Source organism: Candidatus Omnitrophota bacterium, assembly GCA_041653595.1.
In the GTDB taxonomy this organism is placed as follows: Bacteria; Omnitrophota; Gorgyraeia; order Pluralincolimonadales; family Pluralincolimonadaceae; genus Pluralincolimonas.
In genome coordinates this window covers 1-17,205 of the sequence record JBAZFB010000012.1, presented here as the reverse complement: position 1 = coordinate 17,205, position 17,205 = coordinate 1, and the positions used below count along the sequence as shown (strand labels likewise).

At 52.3% G+C, this 17,205-nt stretch carries 13 protein-coding genes; 12 read left to right on the top strand and 1 reads right to left on the bottom strand.

Features of this window, described 5'->3' with window-relative positions; genetic code table 11:
* Positions 1-2: 2 nt before the first annotated feature.
* Genes WC317_05710 through WC317_05675 form a run of 8 tightly spaced genes read left to right on the top strand, consistent with a single transcriptional unit; the run spans position 3 to position 8,309 of the window.
* Positions 3-572 (top strand): aminodeoxychorismate/anthranilate synthase component II, encoded by a 570-nt coding sequence (locus WC317_05710; protein MFA5339620.1) that lies wholly within the window; start codon positions 3-5, stop codon positions 570-572.
* Positions 572-1,582 (top strand): anthranilate phosphoribosyltransferase, encoded by a 1,011-nt coding sequence (trpD, locus tag WC317_05705; protein MFA5339619.1) that lies wholly within the window; start codon positions 572-574, stop codon positions 1,580-1,582. Before WC317_05710 ends, trpD begins: the two co-directional genes overlap by 1 nt.
* Positions 1,579-2,355 carry an indole-3-glycerol phosphate synthase TrpC gene (gene trpC, locus WC317_05700; protein MFA5339618.1) on the top strand — a complete coding sequence of 259 codons (777 nt, stop codon included), beginning with the start codon at positions 1,579-1,581 and terminating at the stop codon, positions 2,353-2,355. Before trpD ends, trpC begins: the two co-directional genes overlap by 4 nt.
* 2 nt (positions 2,356-2,357) lie before the next feature.
* Positions 2,358-2,969 carry a phosphoribosylanthranilate isomerase gene (locus WC317_05695; protein ID MFA5339617.1) on the top strand — a complete coding sequence of 204 codons (612 nt, stop codon included), beginning with the start codon at positions 2,358-2,360 and terminating at the stop codon, positions 2,967-2,969.
* A gap of 14 nt (positions 2,970-2,983) precedes the next feature.
* A complete protein-coding gene (locus tag WC317_05690) occupies positions 2,984-3,526 on the top strand; it encodes a PilZ domain-containing protein (GenBank protein ID MFA5339616.1) in 543 nt (180 codons plus the stop codon).
* Positions 3,527-3,540: 14 nt separating this feature from the next.
* Complete coding sequence (gene htpX, locus WC317_05685; GenBank protein ID MFA5339615.1) at positions 3,541-4,398, top strand: zinc metalloprotease HtpX; 858 nt, start codon at positions 3,541-3,543, stop codon at positions 4,396-4,398.
* Entirely contained in the window at positions 4,399-6,420 is a 2,022-nt protein-coding gene (locus WC317_05680) for an ATP-dependent DNA helicase (GenBank protein MFA5339614.1), read from the top strand.
* Positions 6,417-8,309, top strand: a complete 1,893-nt coding sequence (locus tag WC317_05675) for a CHASE2 domain-containing protein (GenBank protein MFA5339613.1) — start codon at positions 6,417-6,419, stop codon at positions 8,307-8,309. Before WC317_05680 ends, WC317_05675 begins: the two co-directional genes overlap by 4 nt.
* Before the next feature lie 7 nt (positions 8,310-8,316).
* On the opposite strand, the gene WC317_05670 is transcribed toward WC317_05675, so the two are convergent.
* Positions 8,317-8,829, bottom strand: coding sequence for a hypothetical protein (locus WC317_05670; protein MFA5339612.1), 513 nt, complete (start codon positions 8,827-8,829; stop codon positions 8,317-8,319).
* A 188-nt stretch (positions 8,830-9,017) separates the two neighbouring features.
* Here WC317_05670 and WC317_05665 point away from each other — a divergent pair, with 188 nt between their 5' ends.
* The 4 genes from WC317_05665 to trpB form a co-directional block, all read left to right on the top strand.
* Positions 9,018-10,526 carry a tetratricopeptide repeat protein gene (locus WC317_05665; GenBank protein ID MFA5339611.1) on the top strand — a complete coding sequence of 503 codons (1,509 nt, stop codon included), beginning with the start codon at positions 9,018-9,020 and terminating at the stop codon, positions 10,524-10,526.
* 18 nt (positions 10,527-10,544) lie between these two features.
* Positions 10,545-16,058 carry a FecR family protein gene (locus WC317_05660; GenBank protein ID MFA5339610.1) on the top strand — a complete coding sequence of 1,838 codons (5,514 nt, stop codon included), beginning with the start codon at positions 10,545-10,547 and terminating at the stop codon, positions 16,056-16,058.
* Positions 16,055-16,360, top strand: coding sequence for a hypothetical protein (locus WC317_05655; protein MFA5339609.1), 306 nt, complete (start codon positions 16,055-16,057; stop codon positions 16,358-16,360). Before WC317_05660 ends, WC317_05655 begins: the two co-directional genes overlap by 4 nt.
* Before the next feature lie 83 nt (positions 16,361-16,443).
* Positions 16,444-17,205 (top strand): tryptophan synthase subunit beta (trpB, locus tag WC317_05650; protein MFA5339608.1); only part of this gene is annotated, 762 nt, incomplete at its 3' end.

The following is a 17,205-nucleotide window of genomic DNA, read 5'->3' as shown; positions in this document are numbered from 1 at the left end:
AGATGATCCTAGTCATCGATAATTACGATTCGTTCACGTATAACCTCGTCCAGTACCTGGGCGAAATGGGCCAGGACCTTAAGGTCGTGAGGAATGACAAGATGACCCTGAAGGACATAAAAGCGCTCCGCCCTAAAAAGATAGTCATCTCTCCGGGACCGGGATTCCCCAAAGACGCGGGCATCTCGAACGAGGCGATACGCGAGTTCGCCGGAAAAGTCCCTATCCTCGGCGTATGCCTGGGGCATCAATGCATAGGCGAGGTATTCGGAGGTAAAATAGTAAAGGGAGAGAGGCCGATGCACGGCAAGACCTCGAAGATATACCATAACGGCAAAGATATATTCAAGGGATTAAAGAACCCCTTTGACGCGACAAGGTACCATTCGCTCCTCGTGGAGCGTAAGTCTTTCCCGAAATCCCTCGAGATAACGGCAGAGACGAAAGAGAAAGAGATAATGGGACTGAGGCACAAAAGATTCCCTGTCTGGGGCGTGCAGTTCCACCCGGAGTCGATATTGACGGCCGACGGGAAAAGATTACTGAAGAATTTCCTGGAGCTAAAGAAATAATGATAAGAGAAGCGATAGCCAAATTAGTGAAATGCGAAGACCTCTCCAAGAACGAGATAGAGCTCGCGATGGAGGAGATCATGACCGGGCAGGCGCAGCCGTCGCAGATCGCCGCTTTCCTTACCGCGATGCGGATAAAGGGAGAGACGATCGACGAGATAACCGGCGCGGCAGAGATCATGCGCAGGCACGCCACAAAGATAAAGACGAGGCACCAGGTCGTGCTGGATACCTGCGGGACCGGCGGCGACGAATGCCAGACCTTTAACGTCTCGACGGTTACGGCTTTTGTCACGGCAGGCGCCGGGGTCATCGTCGCCAAGCACGGCAACAGGAGCGTCTCTTCCAAATGCGGGAGCGCAGACCTGCTGAAGGCTCTGGGCGTAAATATCGACGCGGAGGAACATACGGTCTCGAAGTGTATAGATGAGGCCGGCATCGGGTTCCTTTTTGCGCCGGCGCTGCACAAGGCGATGCAATACGCGGTAGGCCCGCGCAAGGAGATAGGCATAAGGACGATATTTAACATCCTGGGCCCGATGACCAACCCTGCCGGCGCCACAAACCAGTTATTGGGCGTATACGACCGGGAATTGACAGAGCCCATCGCGAAAGCTCTCGGGAGATTGGGCTCAAAACACGCGCTCGTCGTCAACGGGAAAGACGGGCTCGACGAAGTGACCACTACTGACAGGACACAGATATCCGAACTAAAAGGCGGAAGGGTAAAGACCTACGGGATCTCTCCGCGGGATTTCGGGATAAAGAAGGCCCTGCCCGGTGACCTGAAAGGCGGGGAGCCCGCCGAGAACGCGAAGATAGCGATGGATATCCTGAGCGGCGAGAAAGGCCCTAAGTATGATATCGTAGTGTTAAACGCCGGCTGCGCCATATACGCGGCGGATAAGGCGTTGAACATCAAAGAGGGCATACAATTGGCCGAAGAGTCGATAGAGTCCGGGATGGCGCTCGGTAAACTCCAGGCATTAAAGGAGGCGGCAAGCTCATGATAGGTCTCGAAGATATAATCGAACACAAGAAACACAAAATGGAAAAAGCGCAGGAAACTTTGCCTCTCGACGAGATCGAGAGGGCGGCTTCCCCGGTCAAGAACCGCGGCTTCAAGGCGGCTATCTCCAGGGGCGGCAGGATAAACCTGATCGCCGAATTGAAAAAGGCGTCGCCCTCGCACGGCGTGATAAGGCATGAATATGACCCTGAAGTAATAGCGAGGATATATAAGAAGAGCGGCGCGGCCGCGTTATCCGTCCTGACAGAGGATAAATATTTCCAGGGCAGCCTGGACCATCTCAAAGCGGTGAGGCAGGCCGTCGACCTGCCTATCCTGCGAAAGGATTTTATCATATCCGAATACCAGATATTTGAGACGGCCATAGCCGGCGCCGACGCGGTGCTCCTTATTGCCGCTGCGCTCGACAGGGGCATGCTTAAAGCGCTCTTCCACGAGGCCAAGTCCCTCGGCATGGACGCCATCATAGAGGTCCACGACCAGCGCGACCTCGACAAGGCGCTCGGGATAGAGGCGGAGATAATCGGGATCAATAACAGGAACCTCAGGACTCTAGAGACCGACCTTAATATAACACGTGAATTGATCGAGAAGGTCGCGCCCGGTAAGATAATCGTCTCGGAGAGCGGCGTCAGGGAGCCGGAAGACGTGCAGTCCCTTGCCTCAATAGGGGTAAAGGCCGTGCTTATCGGGACGGTCTTCATGGAGGCCGACGACATCGGCGCCGAGGTAAAGAGGGTGATGGCTTGGTAAAAGTGAAGATCTGCGGTATAACCAATTATAAAGACGCCGAGGCCGCCTGCCGTTACGGGGCTGACGCCCTGGGTTTCGTCTTCGCTAAAAGCCGGCGGGGGATCGCGCCGAAGAAAGCGAAGGATATAATAATGAAATTGCCCCCATACGTGGTCACGGTGGGGGTTTTTGTAAACGAAAAAAAAGGAAGAGTGCTTAAGATAGCCCGCGATTGCCGGCTCGACCTCCTCCAACTGCACGGGGACGAATCCTCGGACTATTGCAAAGGGCTCAATAAATACTATAAAATAATAAAGGCGGTCCGCATCAAAGGCGGGGATAGCCTGAAGGGGTTGGGACGGTATCCCGCGGACGCTTTCCTGCTCGATTCATTCGTGGAGGGGAAGAGCGGCGGCACGGGCGTTAGATTCGATTGGTCCCTGGCCGCAAAAGCGAAAAAGTCCGGTAAACCCGTGATCCTCGCGGGCGGACTCGACGCCGGCAACGTTAAGTCGGCGATAAAAAAGGCAAGGCCTTACGGCGTGGACGCCTCGAGCAGGCTTGAGGCCGCCCCGGGCAGGAAGGACCACGGCCTGATGAAGAGTTTCATCGAAAAAGCGAAGGATATTAAATAGCGAAAGGATCCGAAATGGCTTCCAACAAGAGATTGCACCGCCGCCTGGCGCTGGACGTCGAGGTCAAGTGGCACCGAAAAAAGGATAAGTCCGCAAGCAGCAAGGCTTACCTTTTCAGGTCGAAAAATTTCGCCCAGCACGGCCTCTTCCTCAAGACCAACAAAAAATTCAAGCTAGGGATGGACATGGACCTGGAGTTCTCGCTGCCGACGGTCTCCCATCCCATAGACGTTACCGGGCGGGTGGCCTGGATAGCCGATAAGGACAAGAATCCCACGTATTATCCCGGCATCGGAGTAAGGTTCACGAAGATCGACACGGAAGAGAAGAAGGAGCTGGTAAAGTTCCTGAACAGGAAGTTCAGGAACTACAAGGACGCCCAGGAGCTTAAGAAGATGTACCTGACGCTTATTGACATGGGCGCGCGCCTGGTCGAGCTCGGGGAGAGGCATCCCGGGGCCATCTACTTCAAGAAGGCGGTCGATAACGCGATCAAAGAGATCTCCGAAGTCGCGCACCTGATAGATAAAGAAGTATCCGAGATAAAGAATCTCTAGGAGGTAGTTTAAAGATGAACGTATTCAAAACGGTATTTTTCCTGACATTACTTACGCTCCTGCTTATCTTTGTGGGAAACTTCATAGGCGGCAGGAACGGGATGATCATAGCCTTCGGCCTCGCGGTCCTGATGAACTTCTTCTCATACTGGTTTTCCGACAAGATAGTCCTGATGATGTATAAAGCAAAAGAGGCGCCGCTCCGGGATTACCCGAAGATCCACAGGATAGTCCAGAACCTGGCGACCAAAACCGATATCCCAAAACCGAAGATCTATATAATCCCCGTTGAGACACCTAACGCGTTCGCTACGGGACGCAACCCTGCGCACGCTTCTGTGGCCGTGACCGAAGGCATATTGCGCTTATTAAGCGACGACGAACTCGAAGGCGTCATCTCCCACGAGCTTTCCCACGTCCATAACAGGGATACCCTGATCATGACCGTAGTCGCCACAGTCGCCGGCGCGATATATATGCTTTCGGATATGGCGAGATGGGCGGCAATATTCGGAGGCGTCGGCGGAAGGGATAACGACAGGGAAGGCGGAAACCCGCTCGCCTTGTTGATAATAGCTATTCTCGCTCCCATAGTCGCGACGCTCATACAATTGGCGATCTCCCGCTCGAGGGAGTATATGGCCGATGAATCCGGCGCCAAATTGTGCGGAAGGCCTCTCTCGCTGGCGAACGCGTTAAGGAAACTCTATAATTACTCGCGCCAGGTGCCGATGCAGGCGAACCCGACGACCGCGCATTTATTTATCGTCAATCCGCTCACAGGCGGCGGCTTCACTAACCTCTTCAGCACGCATCCTCCTATCGAACGCAGGATCGCGCGGCTGGAGGAACTTGCGATAAGCCCGAGATAGATGATCTTACCTAACAGCCCGTTGCTCACAGGCACCGATGATCCGGGCGTTAATATCGACGCGGAGGGATTTTTCGGCAAGGGCGGGTTGCTCGCGAACGCCTTTAAAGATTACGAATTCCGCCCGCAACAGGGAGAGATGGCGAAGGCCGTAGAGGAAGCCATCAGGAAGAGGAGGCATCTTATAACCGAGGCCGGCACCGGCGTCGGAAAATCTTTCGCTTATCTTGTGCCCCTGATAGATTCCGCGGTCTCATCCGGTAAAAAAGCGGTCATCTCCACAAACACCATAAGCCTCCAGGAACAGCTCGTAAAAAAAGATATTCCGTTCATCAAGACCGTCATGCCGTTCGACTTCACTTACTGCCTGGTAAAGGGCCGTTCTAATTATCTCTGCCTCAGGAGGCTCAACAGGGTCTTCTCTTCGAGGACGGACCTCTTCGAATCGAAGGAGGAGGTCGGCGACCTGCGGAATATCCTAGCCTGGTCCAAGGCCACGACAGACGGCTCGCGTTCGGATTTCGAGGATGAACCCAACCCGAAGGTGTGGGAGAGGGTCTGCTGCGAGCCTGACACCTGCCTCGGGAAAAAATGCCCATACAGGAACGATTGTTTTCTGATGAAGGCGCGCAACAATATGCAGGAGGCGGACCTGCTGGTCGTGAACCACCACCTGTTCTTTTCCGACCTCGCCCTGCGCCAATCCGAATACTCGCTCCTGCCGAATTATTCATGCGTCGTCTTCGACGAGGCGCATACGATCGAAGATGTGGCTACCGAGCATCTCGGCTACGAGATATCAAACTTTAAGGTGAAATACCTCCTGGATTCCCTCTACAATCCTTCGAAGAAGAAAGGGTTCCTGACTTCGGTAAGTGACGACGGCCTGAAAGATTATGTATCGGATCTTAGGAAGGCCTCGGACAGGTTTTTCGACGGGGTCGCGGACTGGCTTGAAAGGGATAACATACGCAGGGTCAGGCAGCCGGATTTCGTTGATGATTGCCTCTCGAACCCGCTTAAGAGACTCTCCGGGATGCTCGAGGACAGGTTCGAGCGGGCCCGCTCGAAAGAGGAAGAGGTGGACTTCAAATATTATATGAACAGGACGGACGCGCTAATCCAGGCATTGGAAACGTTCCTGACAATGGGCGCGCCGGATTACGTCTATTGGGCGGAGGTATCGGGCAGCTTGCGGCCCACGGGCAGCCTGCGGGCCGCAAGCTGGCGGTATCGCAGGATATCGCTCGATTGCGCGCCCATCAACATTGCCCCGGCGCTCAACGGGATGCTCTTCTCGAGGATAGATACGGTCGTGCTTACAAGCGCCACGTTATCGACCGAGAAGAATTTCGAATACATAAAGAGCCGCCTCGGGCTGAAGAGATGCGCCGAAAAATTACTGGGCTCTCCGTTCGATTACGCCAATAACGTCAAGATCCATATCCCGAAAAAAATGCCTGACCCTAACGACTACGATAAATACAGGTCGGAGGTCGTCAATAAATTGAAGGTTTACCTTGAGCGGACCGAAGGAAGGGCGTTCGTTCTCTTCACGAGCTACAGGTTCATGGACGATGTGTATGAGGAGACCGCGCCTTTCCTGCACGACCTGGGGATCCCGGTATTGAAACAGGGCGCCGGGCTCCCGCGCACAAAGATGCTCGAGGCTTTCAAGCGCGACGTCGGCTCGGTGATATTCGGCGTCGATTCGTTCTGGACAGGCGTCGATGTGCCGGGCGAGGCGTTGAGCAATGTCATCATCACGAGGCTGCCCTTCGCCGTGCCTGACCACCCGATCGCAGAGGCGAGGATGGAAAAGATAAAAGATGAGGGCGGGGACCCGTTCCAGGATTACAGCCTCCCGCAGGCGATATTGAAATTAAAACAGGGTTTCGGCAGGCTGGTGCGCACAAAATACGATACCGGCATCGTAGTGATCCTGGACAGCAGGATATTGCACAAACCCTACGGCAGGAAGTTCTTGTCGGCCCTGCCGGAATGCGAGATAATAATAGAATGAAAAAGAAAAGCGGGCTTTTAATAGGGCTTATTTGCGTGACGGTCATAGGGCTCGCCTATTTGCTGGGCCTTCTTGAGCTCGCCGAATACCAAGGGATCGACATTCTTTTCAAGTTGCGCGGGCCGCGGCCGGCAAGCACAGATATAGTCGTCATAGAGATAGACGACGCGTCGCTTAAGGCCTTCGGCAGGTGGCCGTGGGACAGGGGATATCACGCCGAATTGCTGGATATTATCGATGATTACGGCCCTAAGACCATCGTATTCGATATCATCTTCAGCGAGCCGGAGGAAGATAAGCCGGCCGAGGATGAACTGCTCTCGAAGCAGACGAAGATAACCGGAAACGTATTTTATTCGGCGTTCTTCGAGCTCCGCCAGGATGACCTAAAAAAGAACATCGTCAAACCCAGGGATATCACATTGCCTTTACCGGAATTACAGCGGAACGCTAAAGGCGTAGGTTTCGTGAACATCCTCGTAGAGCCGGACGGTAAGGTCAGGAAGGTCCCGGTAGAGCTCACCCATAAAGGAAAAAAATATCTCTCCCTGGACGCGCTCGCGGCCGCGCATTTTTTAGGCACATCATTCGAAAAACTCGATGTCAGGACCGACGCTAACAGGATGATGTGGATAAACTATCCCGGGGCTTATGCCGGATTTAAAAGGATATCTTATGCGGCTGTGGCCTTGTCAGGAGTCCAGGCGCAGGACGGAGAGAAGCCGGCCGTGGACCTGAAAACCCTGAAGGACAAGATCGTCATAATAGGATTGACCGCGACGGGGAGCGAGGACTTCTGGGCTACGCCGGTGTCCACCTTGTACCCGGGCGTAGGCATAAGGGCGAGCGCGATAAACACCATACTGACAAGGGACTTCATCAAGAGGGTAGACGGGTGGAAGATACTTCTTTTACTTCTCATTATTGGGACAACCATCGGTATTACGCTCCCGAAGAGGACCCCTTTCGAAGGCCTGGCATTTTTCGCGGTACTGTCGGCGGGAATATTGGCCGTATCGTATGTTTCATTTTCTTTCTTTAATATATGGTTAGATTATGTAAGCATACTGATCTTGCTGTGCGTAGCGTATCCTGCCGTGACCCTTAACCAGTTCATAATCACGAGGTTTGAAAAGGGCCTTATAGAAAAGGAGCTCCAGATAGCGAGCCGGATACAGCAATCGCTGCTGCCCCAAAACCTTCCCGGGACGGCAGGCGTCGAATTGGGGGTCAAGTTCGTGCCTGCAAAGCATGTGGGAGGGGATTTTTACGATTTCATAAAATTGCTTTTTGATGTAGTTAAATTAAAGGAAGACAGGCTGGGGATCGTCATCGGGGATGTCTCCGGCAAAGGCGTTCCGGCCGCCTTATTCATGGCTAAGGCAATGGCGGATTTCCGCGGGCTTTCCCATGACTTCAATGAACCGGACGAAGCCCTTACCGCGATAAACGACAGGCTCGTGGAAGAAGGGGTCTCCGGGATGTTCGTCACCCTCCAGTACCTTATCTACAAACCCAAGGAGAGGAAGATAAAATATTCGAACGGCGGCCATAACCCGCTCATCTGGGTGAAAAATTCCGGGGACGTGGTGGCGCTGACGCAATCGGTGGGAAGCCCGATCGGGATCATCCCCGGCTCGGAGTTCATGGCCGATGAGTTCGATGTTTCATCCGGAGACGTATTCGTGATGTATACGGACGGCATATCAGAGGCGAGGGACAAGAACAAGAAGGAATTCGGCGAGAAACAAATACTCGATACGGCATTCTTGAACAGGCGGCTTCCGGCCCAAGGACTGGCCGATAAGCTGGTAGGGGAAGTCGAGAAATTCAGCGAAGGAATGCCGCAGCATGATGATATGACTGTTATAGTATTGAAGATAAAATAGAAGGGTATTACTTTTTACGCAGGCGTCTTACCGCTAGTGTCGCCCCGCCCGCCAAAAAAAGTACTGTGGCGACAGGTTCCGGGGCGGTATTAGGATTGGGGTCAATGATGTTAAAAGAGGTGTACGCGATGCCGGATCGGAAATATTCGGTTGATCCCAACCGATAATATCCATAATCTACGACGACATTCCAAGTACCGACATTTGACTTGTCGGACCAGTTAAAAGTTGAAGGGAGGTCCAACTGGTATTCCTGCCTGAAATAAAGGCCTTCCTGGTTGTCTTCACCTTTAAGCGTCGTACCTATCTTCCAATCGCTGAAAACCTTAGAAGTCCACAGGCCCTGCTCAACCGGTTCCGGAAGGTTTACGTAAATAGAAGGTTTCTGGCCAAGGTCGAATTGCCATACAGAGTTTGTTGACAAACTGGAGTCGAAGGGCCACATCTCTACGGCGAATACCGCGGGAGAGAATAAGACCAAAAGCAGAAGAACAATGCAAAAAAAGATAATTTTTTTCATTTACAGGAACACCTATCGGGCTTGTCAGCTGCATTACCTGCTACAGATGTATAATATATTAACCAGCCGGTTTTTGTCAAGAACTTTTTTCTTGACTTTTTTCCATATGGATGGTAAAATTTACCACATATAACAACTTCGCTCATCCTCTTTAAAAACTAACCTAAGTAAAAAGAAGGGATTGGTTAATGCCACAAAAAGCAATTCCCGCCTTAACGGTAATCTGTTTTTTTCTGTCATTATCTTCATCCGGTTTGGTTTTCGCAGAGAACGATCCTCAGCTTGAGCAGGGAATTAAGCTCTACAAACAGGAAAATTACGATGAAGCCGCTTCTGTCCTTAAGCAGGTGAGGGAAAAAGACCCCAATTCATCGCTGGCGGCATACTATCTCGGCATAACCTGCAAACAACTCCAGGATTATAAAGAAGCAAAGAAGCATCTTATTGATGCCGTAACGCTGACCCCAAGGATAAAGGAAGCATTGGTCGAGCTCGTAGAGGTACTTTACCAGCTTGGAGACCTAAAGGAAGCGAAAGAATATATAGCGGTTGCCGAAAGAGAGTCGATCAGGCCGTCACAGACCGCTTTTCTCAAAGGCCTCGTCCTCCTGAAAGATAACGATAATACCGGCGCGATCGCCGCCTTCGAGGATGCCAAAAAACTCGACTCGTCGCTCTCACAGGCGTCCGATTACCAGATAGGCATCGCTAACCTCAAGGAAAAAAGATTCGCGGAAGCAAAAAAGGTCTTCCACGAGATAATAATCCTCGACCCTAACTCCGACCTCGCGTCATTTTCCAACGAATATATGGAGGCCCTCAAGAGAAAAGAGGAGGCTGAGAGGCCCCTAAGGGCGACTGTCAGCGTCGGGGGGGAATACGACACGAATGTCCTGCTTAAGCCCGGTGACGATACTATCGCGACCGGGATCAGCGATGAGGCTGACTGGAGGGAAGTCGTGAACTTCATGGGCCAGGGCAGGCTGAAGTTAAACGATAAGCTGGGGCTCGACGGCCAGTATTCCCTGTACTTTGCGCACCAGAATGACCTCGGCATTTACGATGTCCTAAGCCAGACCGTCGTGGTGACGCCGAATTATTATTTCAAGAACGGGACCCTCGGGATCGCCGCGGGATATAACTATACAGACGTAGGAAGGACCAAATATATGACGACGGTCAGCGCCAGCCCCGTTGTTAATTACATAATCGGCGGCAGGCATATGCTCCAGGCTAATTTCAAGTACCAGAAGAAGGCTTTTGCCCGCGACCCCTTCATACCCGATGAGAACAGGAACTCGAATGATTTCGGCGGAGGCCTGGGTTACTTTTTCTTCTTCGCGGAGAATAAAGGTTTCTTCGGGCTCCATTACGGGCTGAACCGGGAATACACACAAGGCGTGAACTGGAACTATCTCGGCAACAGGTTCACCGCCACCATTCTTTATCCTTTTCTCAAAAGATTTAAATTAAGCGTCGCGGGCGACGCTTTCCTCCAGGACTTCGCCGATACGAACACGATATTCAAGAAAGAGCGGGATGACCAGGTCTATACGGTCTCTTCCATGCTCGCGTATAACTTCTGGAAGGAAGCGGAGCTCCAGTTCAAATACACATACGTGAAGGACCATTCGAATATAGCGGTCTACGATTACGACAGAAGCATTTACGGTTTAGGGATCCAATACAAATTCTAAAATGAGGAGATATGTAAAATGAAAAGCCGGACCGCAAAACTATTAACGGCGGGAGCATTTATACTTGCCGCGGCGTCCCTTGCTTTCGCCGTCACGGCGAGCGCCGAAGTGATAGGCAGGGTATCCGCCGCCGAGGGCAATGTAGACCTGCTTAGCCCGGGTAGGACCGAAGCGGTGCCGGTAAAAGGCGGGGAGGATGTATCTGCGGGAGACATCCTGAGAACGAAGAGCATCTCGAAGGCAGAGTTAACGTTCTTTGACAAGTCTGTCGTCACCCTCTCGGAAAAAACCAGGCTTGAGATCAAGGACTACAGGGTAGGCCTCGACGGAAAACGTATAGCGGCAGTCCTGAATATAGAGCGGGGCAAGATAAGGGCGGTGGTCTCCAAGGCGCCGGGCAAAGATAATTTCCTCATAAATACACCTAACGCGTCGGGAAGCGTAAAGGGGACGGATCTCGTGGTGGCCTACCAGAAATCGGCGACCTCGGCGACGGTCCTGAACGGCAGTTTGTCATTCTCAAGTTCCGCCGTTCCCGAAAAGAAGGTCGAGATAAAGAGCGGGGAGTCCTCGGTAATAGTCGCGGACAGCGAACCTACCTATCCCAGGACGATCCTTGCCATGGAGAGGACCGCGCACGAAAAAGACACTATGATAGCAAAAGCCCCTGCCGGCGGATCCGCGACGGCCGAGGGTTACAGCGAACCCGGCGAGATGAAGGCGGTCATCGTTAAACTCTCCGGAAGCGTTAAAGTCAAGAATGGCGGCTCGGCGGTATGGCACGACGCTAAAGTGAATGAGACCCTCAAAACCGGCGATACAATAGAGACGAACAAGAACGGAAAAGCCGAATTCAGGGTCGAGAACGGCGATGTCATCACCTTACAACAGGACTCGAATTTCACGATAACACGCCTCAAAGAGACCGGCAGCGGAGAACATGAGAGCCTTTTTGAGTCGAAGAAGGGCAAGCTCCGCGCCAAAGTAGAGAAACTGAAAGGCAACTCCAAATTCGAGGTAAAGACCCCGACATCCGTAGCTTCGGTCCGCGGCACGATCATCTTCCTTAATATATCGTCAACCCAGACGCAGTCGTATTTTGAAGACGGCAACGGCGTATTAAAGAACCTCATCTCCGGCACTATAAAGAACGTCCCGATGGGAACAAGTTCGACTGCCGACGGCAACGGTAACGTCACCGACCCCGTAGAGCAGAACGACGACCAGAAATCCAAATGGAACGAGGGTTGGGATGTCGGCGAAGGCGAAGGTTATTCACCGCCGGGGGAGGATACGAGCGGAGGCAGCAATACCTATAACACCGAAATGCACGAAAATTTCGTCTTCGGCGACAAGCCCGTTACCGAGCTAATCGGCCAAACCAACAATAACGGGGGTGAAGGCAATGGCGGGGAAGGCGGCGGGGAAGAAACTACCTATATGACCGGCACCGTGAAAGGTTCCTTCGGTTATCAAGAGCGCTCTGAAGATAATTTTATTGATATGTCGTTTAACAGCATAACGCCGTTAGACGGGCAATGGTCCGGTCAGATGGACATAAACGTGACAGGGAACCATATTCGTCCGGACCACGTGGTATTTACCGGCGATGTAACGGGTAGCGGCGTCGGGGGCGGTGAATTCGCGGGCTGGCTCGGCGGTATCGACCATAGCTGGGATGCCGCGGCCATGTCAATATATATCGACCCTTCCGGCCGGGCCGGCTGGTTTGGAACGGCGTATGTCGATCCTAACGGGGGAGATACGGTATTTGACATACTCTCGGGAACCTGTTCTTTCGATGGCAGTCTGGCAGGTAGCGGTAGTCTGTATTTTACGCAGGTAGCCCAACTAGAGCCCGGTGTAAAATATTTTCCTGAATACGGCTCAGGTTCCGGAGATCTCCGCATAAGGTTCGACAACGGCAACGGCTATTTCGACGCCGAATTTGACAGGGAGATGATGAGGATACCAGGGCAGGACTGGGGTATCTGGAGGGAAGCATATTACTACGGCGATTACTATAACTCTCGGCCCCTCGCGAATTGGAACGGTGTTGCCGGTGGCTATTACAATGACGGCTACTTCTTCAGCTCTGTGCGGGGCATCGACGACGGTACCGGCGGTTTAAGAATGGACATGACAGGCGCTTATCTCGACTATTATACGCTCGGCGCTTACTTCGGAACGATACTCGCTTATGAAGAGGAAGGCATCGAGGCAACGGGTGTCGGCGGGTTCATCGAATCGCCTCTCTCCTTTAGCGGGGACTGGGGCTATTACGAAGACGACCTATATAATGACTACGGAGAAAGGGGAATGGGCGGGGCAGGCGGGCAATACGGCCGCATCGGTTCATCCACGCCGGACTGGTGGCAGGCGAGTTCATTCCCGGTCACGGCGATCGGCGAATATTATATATATTACAGAGAGGAACCGTTCATCTGGAACACGTCTATAAATAGTTATAATGCCAAAAATGATGACAGCACGTCGATCGGCGATGGGGCGTTCATCGGCCTCTCGATTGGCATCTGGAAGAACGGCATCATGTCCGACGGAAGCATTTACGCATTCTACGCAGCGCCTGACGGCACGACAGGCCTATTAAAGGGCACCATAGGCGGGGCGTATAGTGATCTGATAGATATGTGGCTGGCGGAGGGAACGCTTTATCGTCAGGCAAAGGATGGATTCCCTGTCGATCCCGCGTATCTTTCTGACAGAATCCAGTGGTCGGAGATGCCTTATATGGACTTCGGCGGAGCCTTCAGGAACGTCGAATACCAGGAGAACTGGATGAACGAGGCTTCGCTCTATTCTATAGGCGGTAATCCGTGGGGCATCTTCAATATGAAGATGGGCGGGGAATTCTACCGAGCCGAAGACGATTATACCCTACACGAGAACGGTATCGCGATGGGTTTGACCGGCCATGATTACGGCCTGCTCATCAAATCGACGGATGTATCATTGAATGATGAGAAAGTGATAGGAACTTTAAACGGCGTATATATCGACCTTGGGAAAGGCATAATCGGCAGGTTGTCAGGTGATCTACGCGGTGTATATTACGACGACATCTATTACGGAACGGATGAGTTCGGGAATGATTACTCCGAATATTACGGTTCGAGCTGGATCGCATCGGGTCTCGGCGAATGGGAAAAGAAGCCGCTGGCCTATGTCGGCGTTATCGCTGGAGGGCCTGACGGAAGCGGTGGCGCTTTCGGGTACTTTGACAGCTGGGAAGAGACGGGTCTCTATCTTGACTATGAAACCAGCTACTTAAACGGGGTATTCGGCGGTTCCCAAAACCTATACGGCGGCCCGGCCGAATTTGCCATGGTCGGGGAATTCTACAACCCGGATTTTGGCGGAAAATATGAAGAAGGAGACAACTATAAGCTCTGGCGCTCTGACTTCTACTTAACGGACGAGACATCCACTGCTAGGGGTTCTATAGGCGGCACCGATATAAATAACAAGCTTAAAGGCGGACTGGTTGGTATTTATATAAGGGACACCGGAGTAGTAGATGATGACGGATACAGGTACAGAGCAGGATATATCATGTCTTCCGACGAGAACGGCAATCCCGCGTACCTGACCGGCGACTTCTATCCCTCTATAGGGATATATGACGCCTTAGGAAAGGTAAAGGCCTATCTCGACATTCCCACAGCATACAGCCCGGATATCCTGTATGAGCCGGGCGGGGCGTTACAGAGCAAAGATTTTGAATACGAGATAAGGGGGGATATAACCGGCACCCTTTACGTCGAGGGCCTCCGGCTTGATGGCCAGGATTGGAGTATATTGCGCGCGGTGAGCGGCGGTGACATTAATACCGAGGCTTCAGGTGCGTTCAGCGCGTTTATGGCCGAAAGAAATACTGATTGGTACGACGATATCCCCTCGCCATGGTACTCCTTTTTGTTTATAGACGGTAACTTCGGGGAGAACGGTGAGATTACAGGCGCTGTACACGGGTATGACCTCAACGCCACTTATCTCGGGGAATCGTTTGGGTTTTTCTTAGGGGATTATGACGCCGATGAAGGGACTTGGGAAGCATTAAGCCTCGGGGTTTGGGTAGAGAACGAACTAACTGCCAGCGGATGGGCTGAAGGCGGGATGAATGATAAAGACCTAGATCACGGCTGGTTCGATCCTTGGAATGACCCGGAAGATTTTTCCGGAAGCTTCAATGGCCTTATGGGCTCTATCGACCCGGAATGGAAGAATACCGGTTTTAAGACCGTCGCCATGGGCGATTACGCGATCTATGAAGACGCCGATTCTTACCTTGTAACTTCACTGATAGGAAGCCATAACGCATACGCCACAGACGGATGTGAAACCACCACTCTTGACGGAGAGGGAGCTTTTTTTGGCTGGGCCCATGCCGCTATAGGCAATTCGGCAGACGGCCGGCTGCTCGACACCGCATCGGGATTGAGGTTAGCCGCGATCTATATTGCTTCTAATGATGAAGGCGGTAATGATGCCGGTATATTAAGAGGGCCTCTTGACCTCGATCTCTACGAATTACCGGACCAGGGCGACAGCGAAGTGGGGATGTGGATAGCGGAAGGATATATCACACCGACCGTAATGGAAACGGGTATAGGTCTTACGCCGGATCAACTGGTGAGCAATCTTTCGATAGAGACAGGTGTGCTCGAAGGGTCAGGGACAGGCACTTTTCTCGGCGGAGAGATCATCAATCAAGCTGATAATCAATTTGAGATGACCGCCGGCGACAGGATGCAGATCGACGGCCCGGGCCACGACTGGGGTATCATGCAGGCGATGTTGGTAGGAAGGGCGGAAGCGGCTGCCGTAATAGAACCGACATGGAATATGGCTATAGGCGGGACTTCATATAGCGATTCTACCCACGAAGTAGTCGACGGGTATTACCTCATTTCCGCGCGCGGCGATGTATCGGATACGACTTTCGACGGGGCATTTAAAGGCGTTTATTTCGGGGTACACGAAGGCAGCGATGACTTATACCTGGGCAGGACAACCGGAGATGTTGTCGGAATTTATCAGGAGGGCGGGCCGGAAGTCGATACCACTTTCCAGGCACAGATGCTCGGCGAATGGGTAGACCTGGCACAGATCACGACAGACCAATTAGGTTTTACACAGCAAGCGTTAGCCGCTATGGTCGAGGTACCGATAACCGAAACATATACGGCGCTGCTGCAAAATGCCAATGTCGGAGGCAATATCGATCTGAGTGTCTATGACAACAGGATATTCACCGCTATCGTAGACCTGACCTTTGCGGATCTTCCCACGGCGGGACAGACATTCAATTTTACCAGTGGCGCCGATAACCTTGGGTTGACACTTACAGATGTTAACACTGTAGCGATGACCTGGACGGCAGATGCTCTCGGTCAAATAAATAACATGAATGCCGCAGGCTCGGGCGGCGGTTTGATCACACCCAACGGTACCTCGTTTGATTTTGACGGTGTAATAGCAGGACCTGTTACCCCGCCGGTAACGCCATGAAGACTGTTACTATACTATTAGCAATATTTTTATTTGCAGGCTGCGGCAGGCCGGCTGAAAAACCGGCTGCCGTCCAGCCGGTAGAAAAAGTCATCGCTACGGTCAACGGCGAACCCATCACCAATAAAGACCTGAAGATGTCTCTGGCCCTGCGCATGAGTGAAAATCCTTCATTAAAGATCACCCCTAATACGCTTAAAGAACAACTGGATATGGTGATCGACGAACGCCTCGTCCTTCAGCATAAGAAGAAGAACGATTCCAAGATCGAAATCCTCGACAAAAACCTCAAAACAAAGTAGATCCCGCCCTAATTATAAATTGACTACTCTTTGACTCTGTGCTAATATTTAAGTTTACTTACTTAAAATAAAGGGGTTATGACTTGAGACTGCCTGACAAAAAGGGCCATTTCGGCATCTTCGGGGGCAAATACGTCCCGGAGACGCTGATGGTCGCGCTCGACGAGCTTGAGCGCGGATATGACGCCGCAAAAAACGACAAGAAATTCAAAAGAGAGCTGGATTATTATCTCTCGGACTTTGCCGGCCGGCCGAGCCCGCTTTATTACGCGGAGCGCCTAACCAAAAAACTGAAGGGCCCGAAGATATACCTTAAGCGCGAAGACCTCCTGCATACCGGTTCGCACAAGATTAACAATACCCTGGGCCAGGGGCTTTTGACGCTCAGGATGGGAAAGAAGAGGATAATAGCAGAGACCGGCGCCGGCCAGCACGGCGTGGCGACCGCGACCGTCGCCGCCCTATTCGGCCTCGAATGCGAGGTCTTTATGGGCGAGGAGGACATTAAGAGGCAGGCCCTGAACGTATTCAGGATGCGACTGCTCGGCTCAAAGGTGACGCCCGTTTCAAGTGGGAGCAAAACATTAAAAGACGCGATGAATGAGGCGATGCGCGACTGGGTCACGAACGTCAGGACGACTCATTACTGCATCGGCTCGGTTGCAGGCCCGCACCCCTTCCCGATGATGGTCCGCGATTTCCAGTCGATAATAGGAAAGGAAACGAAGCGCCAGATATTAAAACTTGAAGGCAGGCTTCCGGATTACCTGTTGGCGTGCGTCGGAGGCGGCTCGAACTCGATGGGCTTATTCTATACTTTCTTCGACGACAAAAAAGTGAAATTC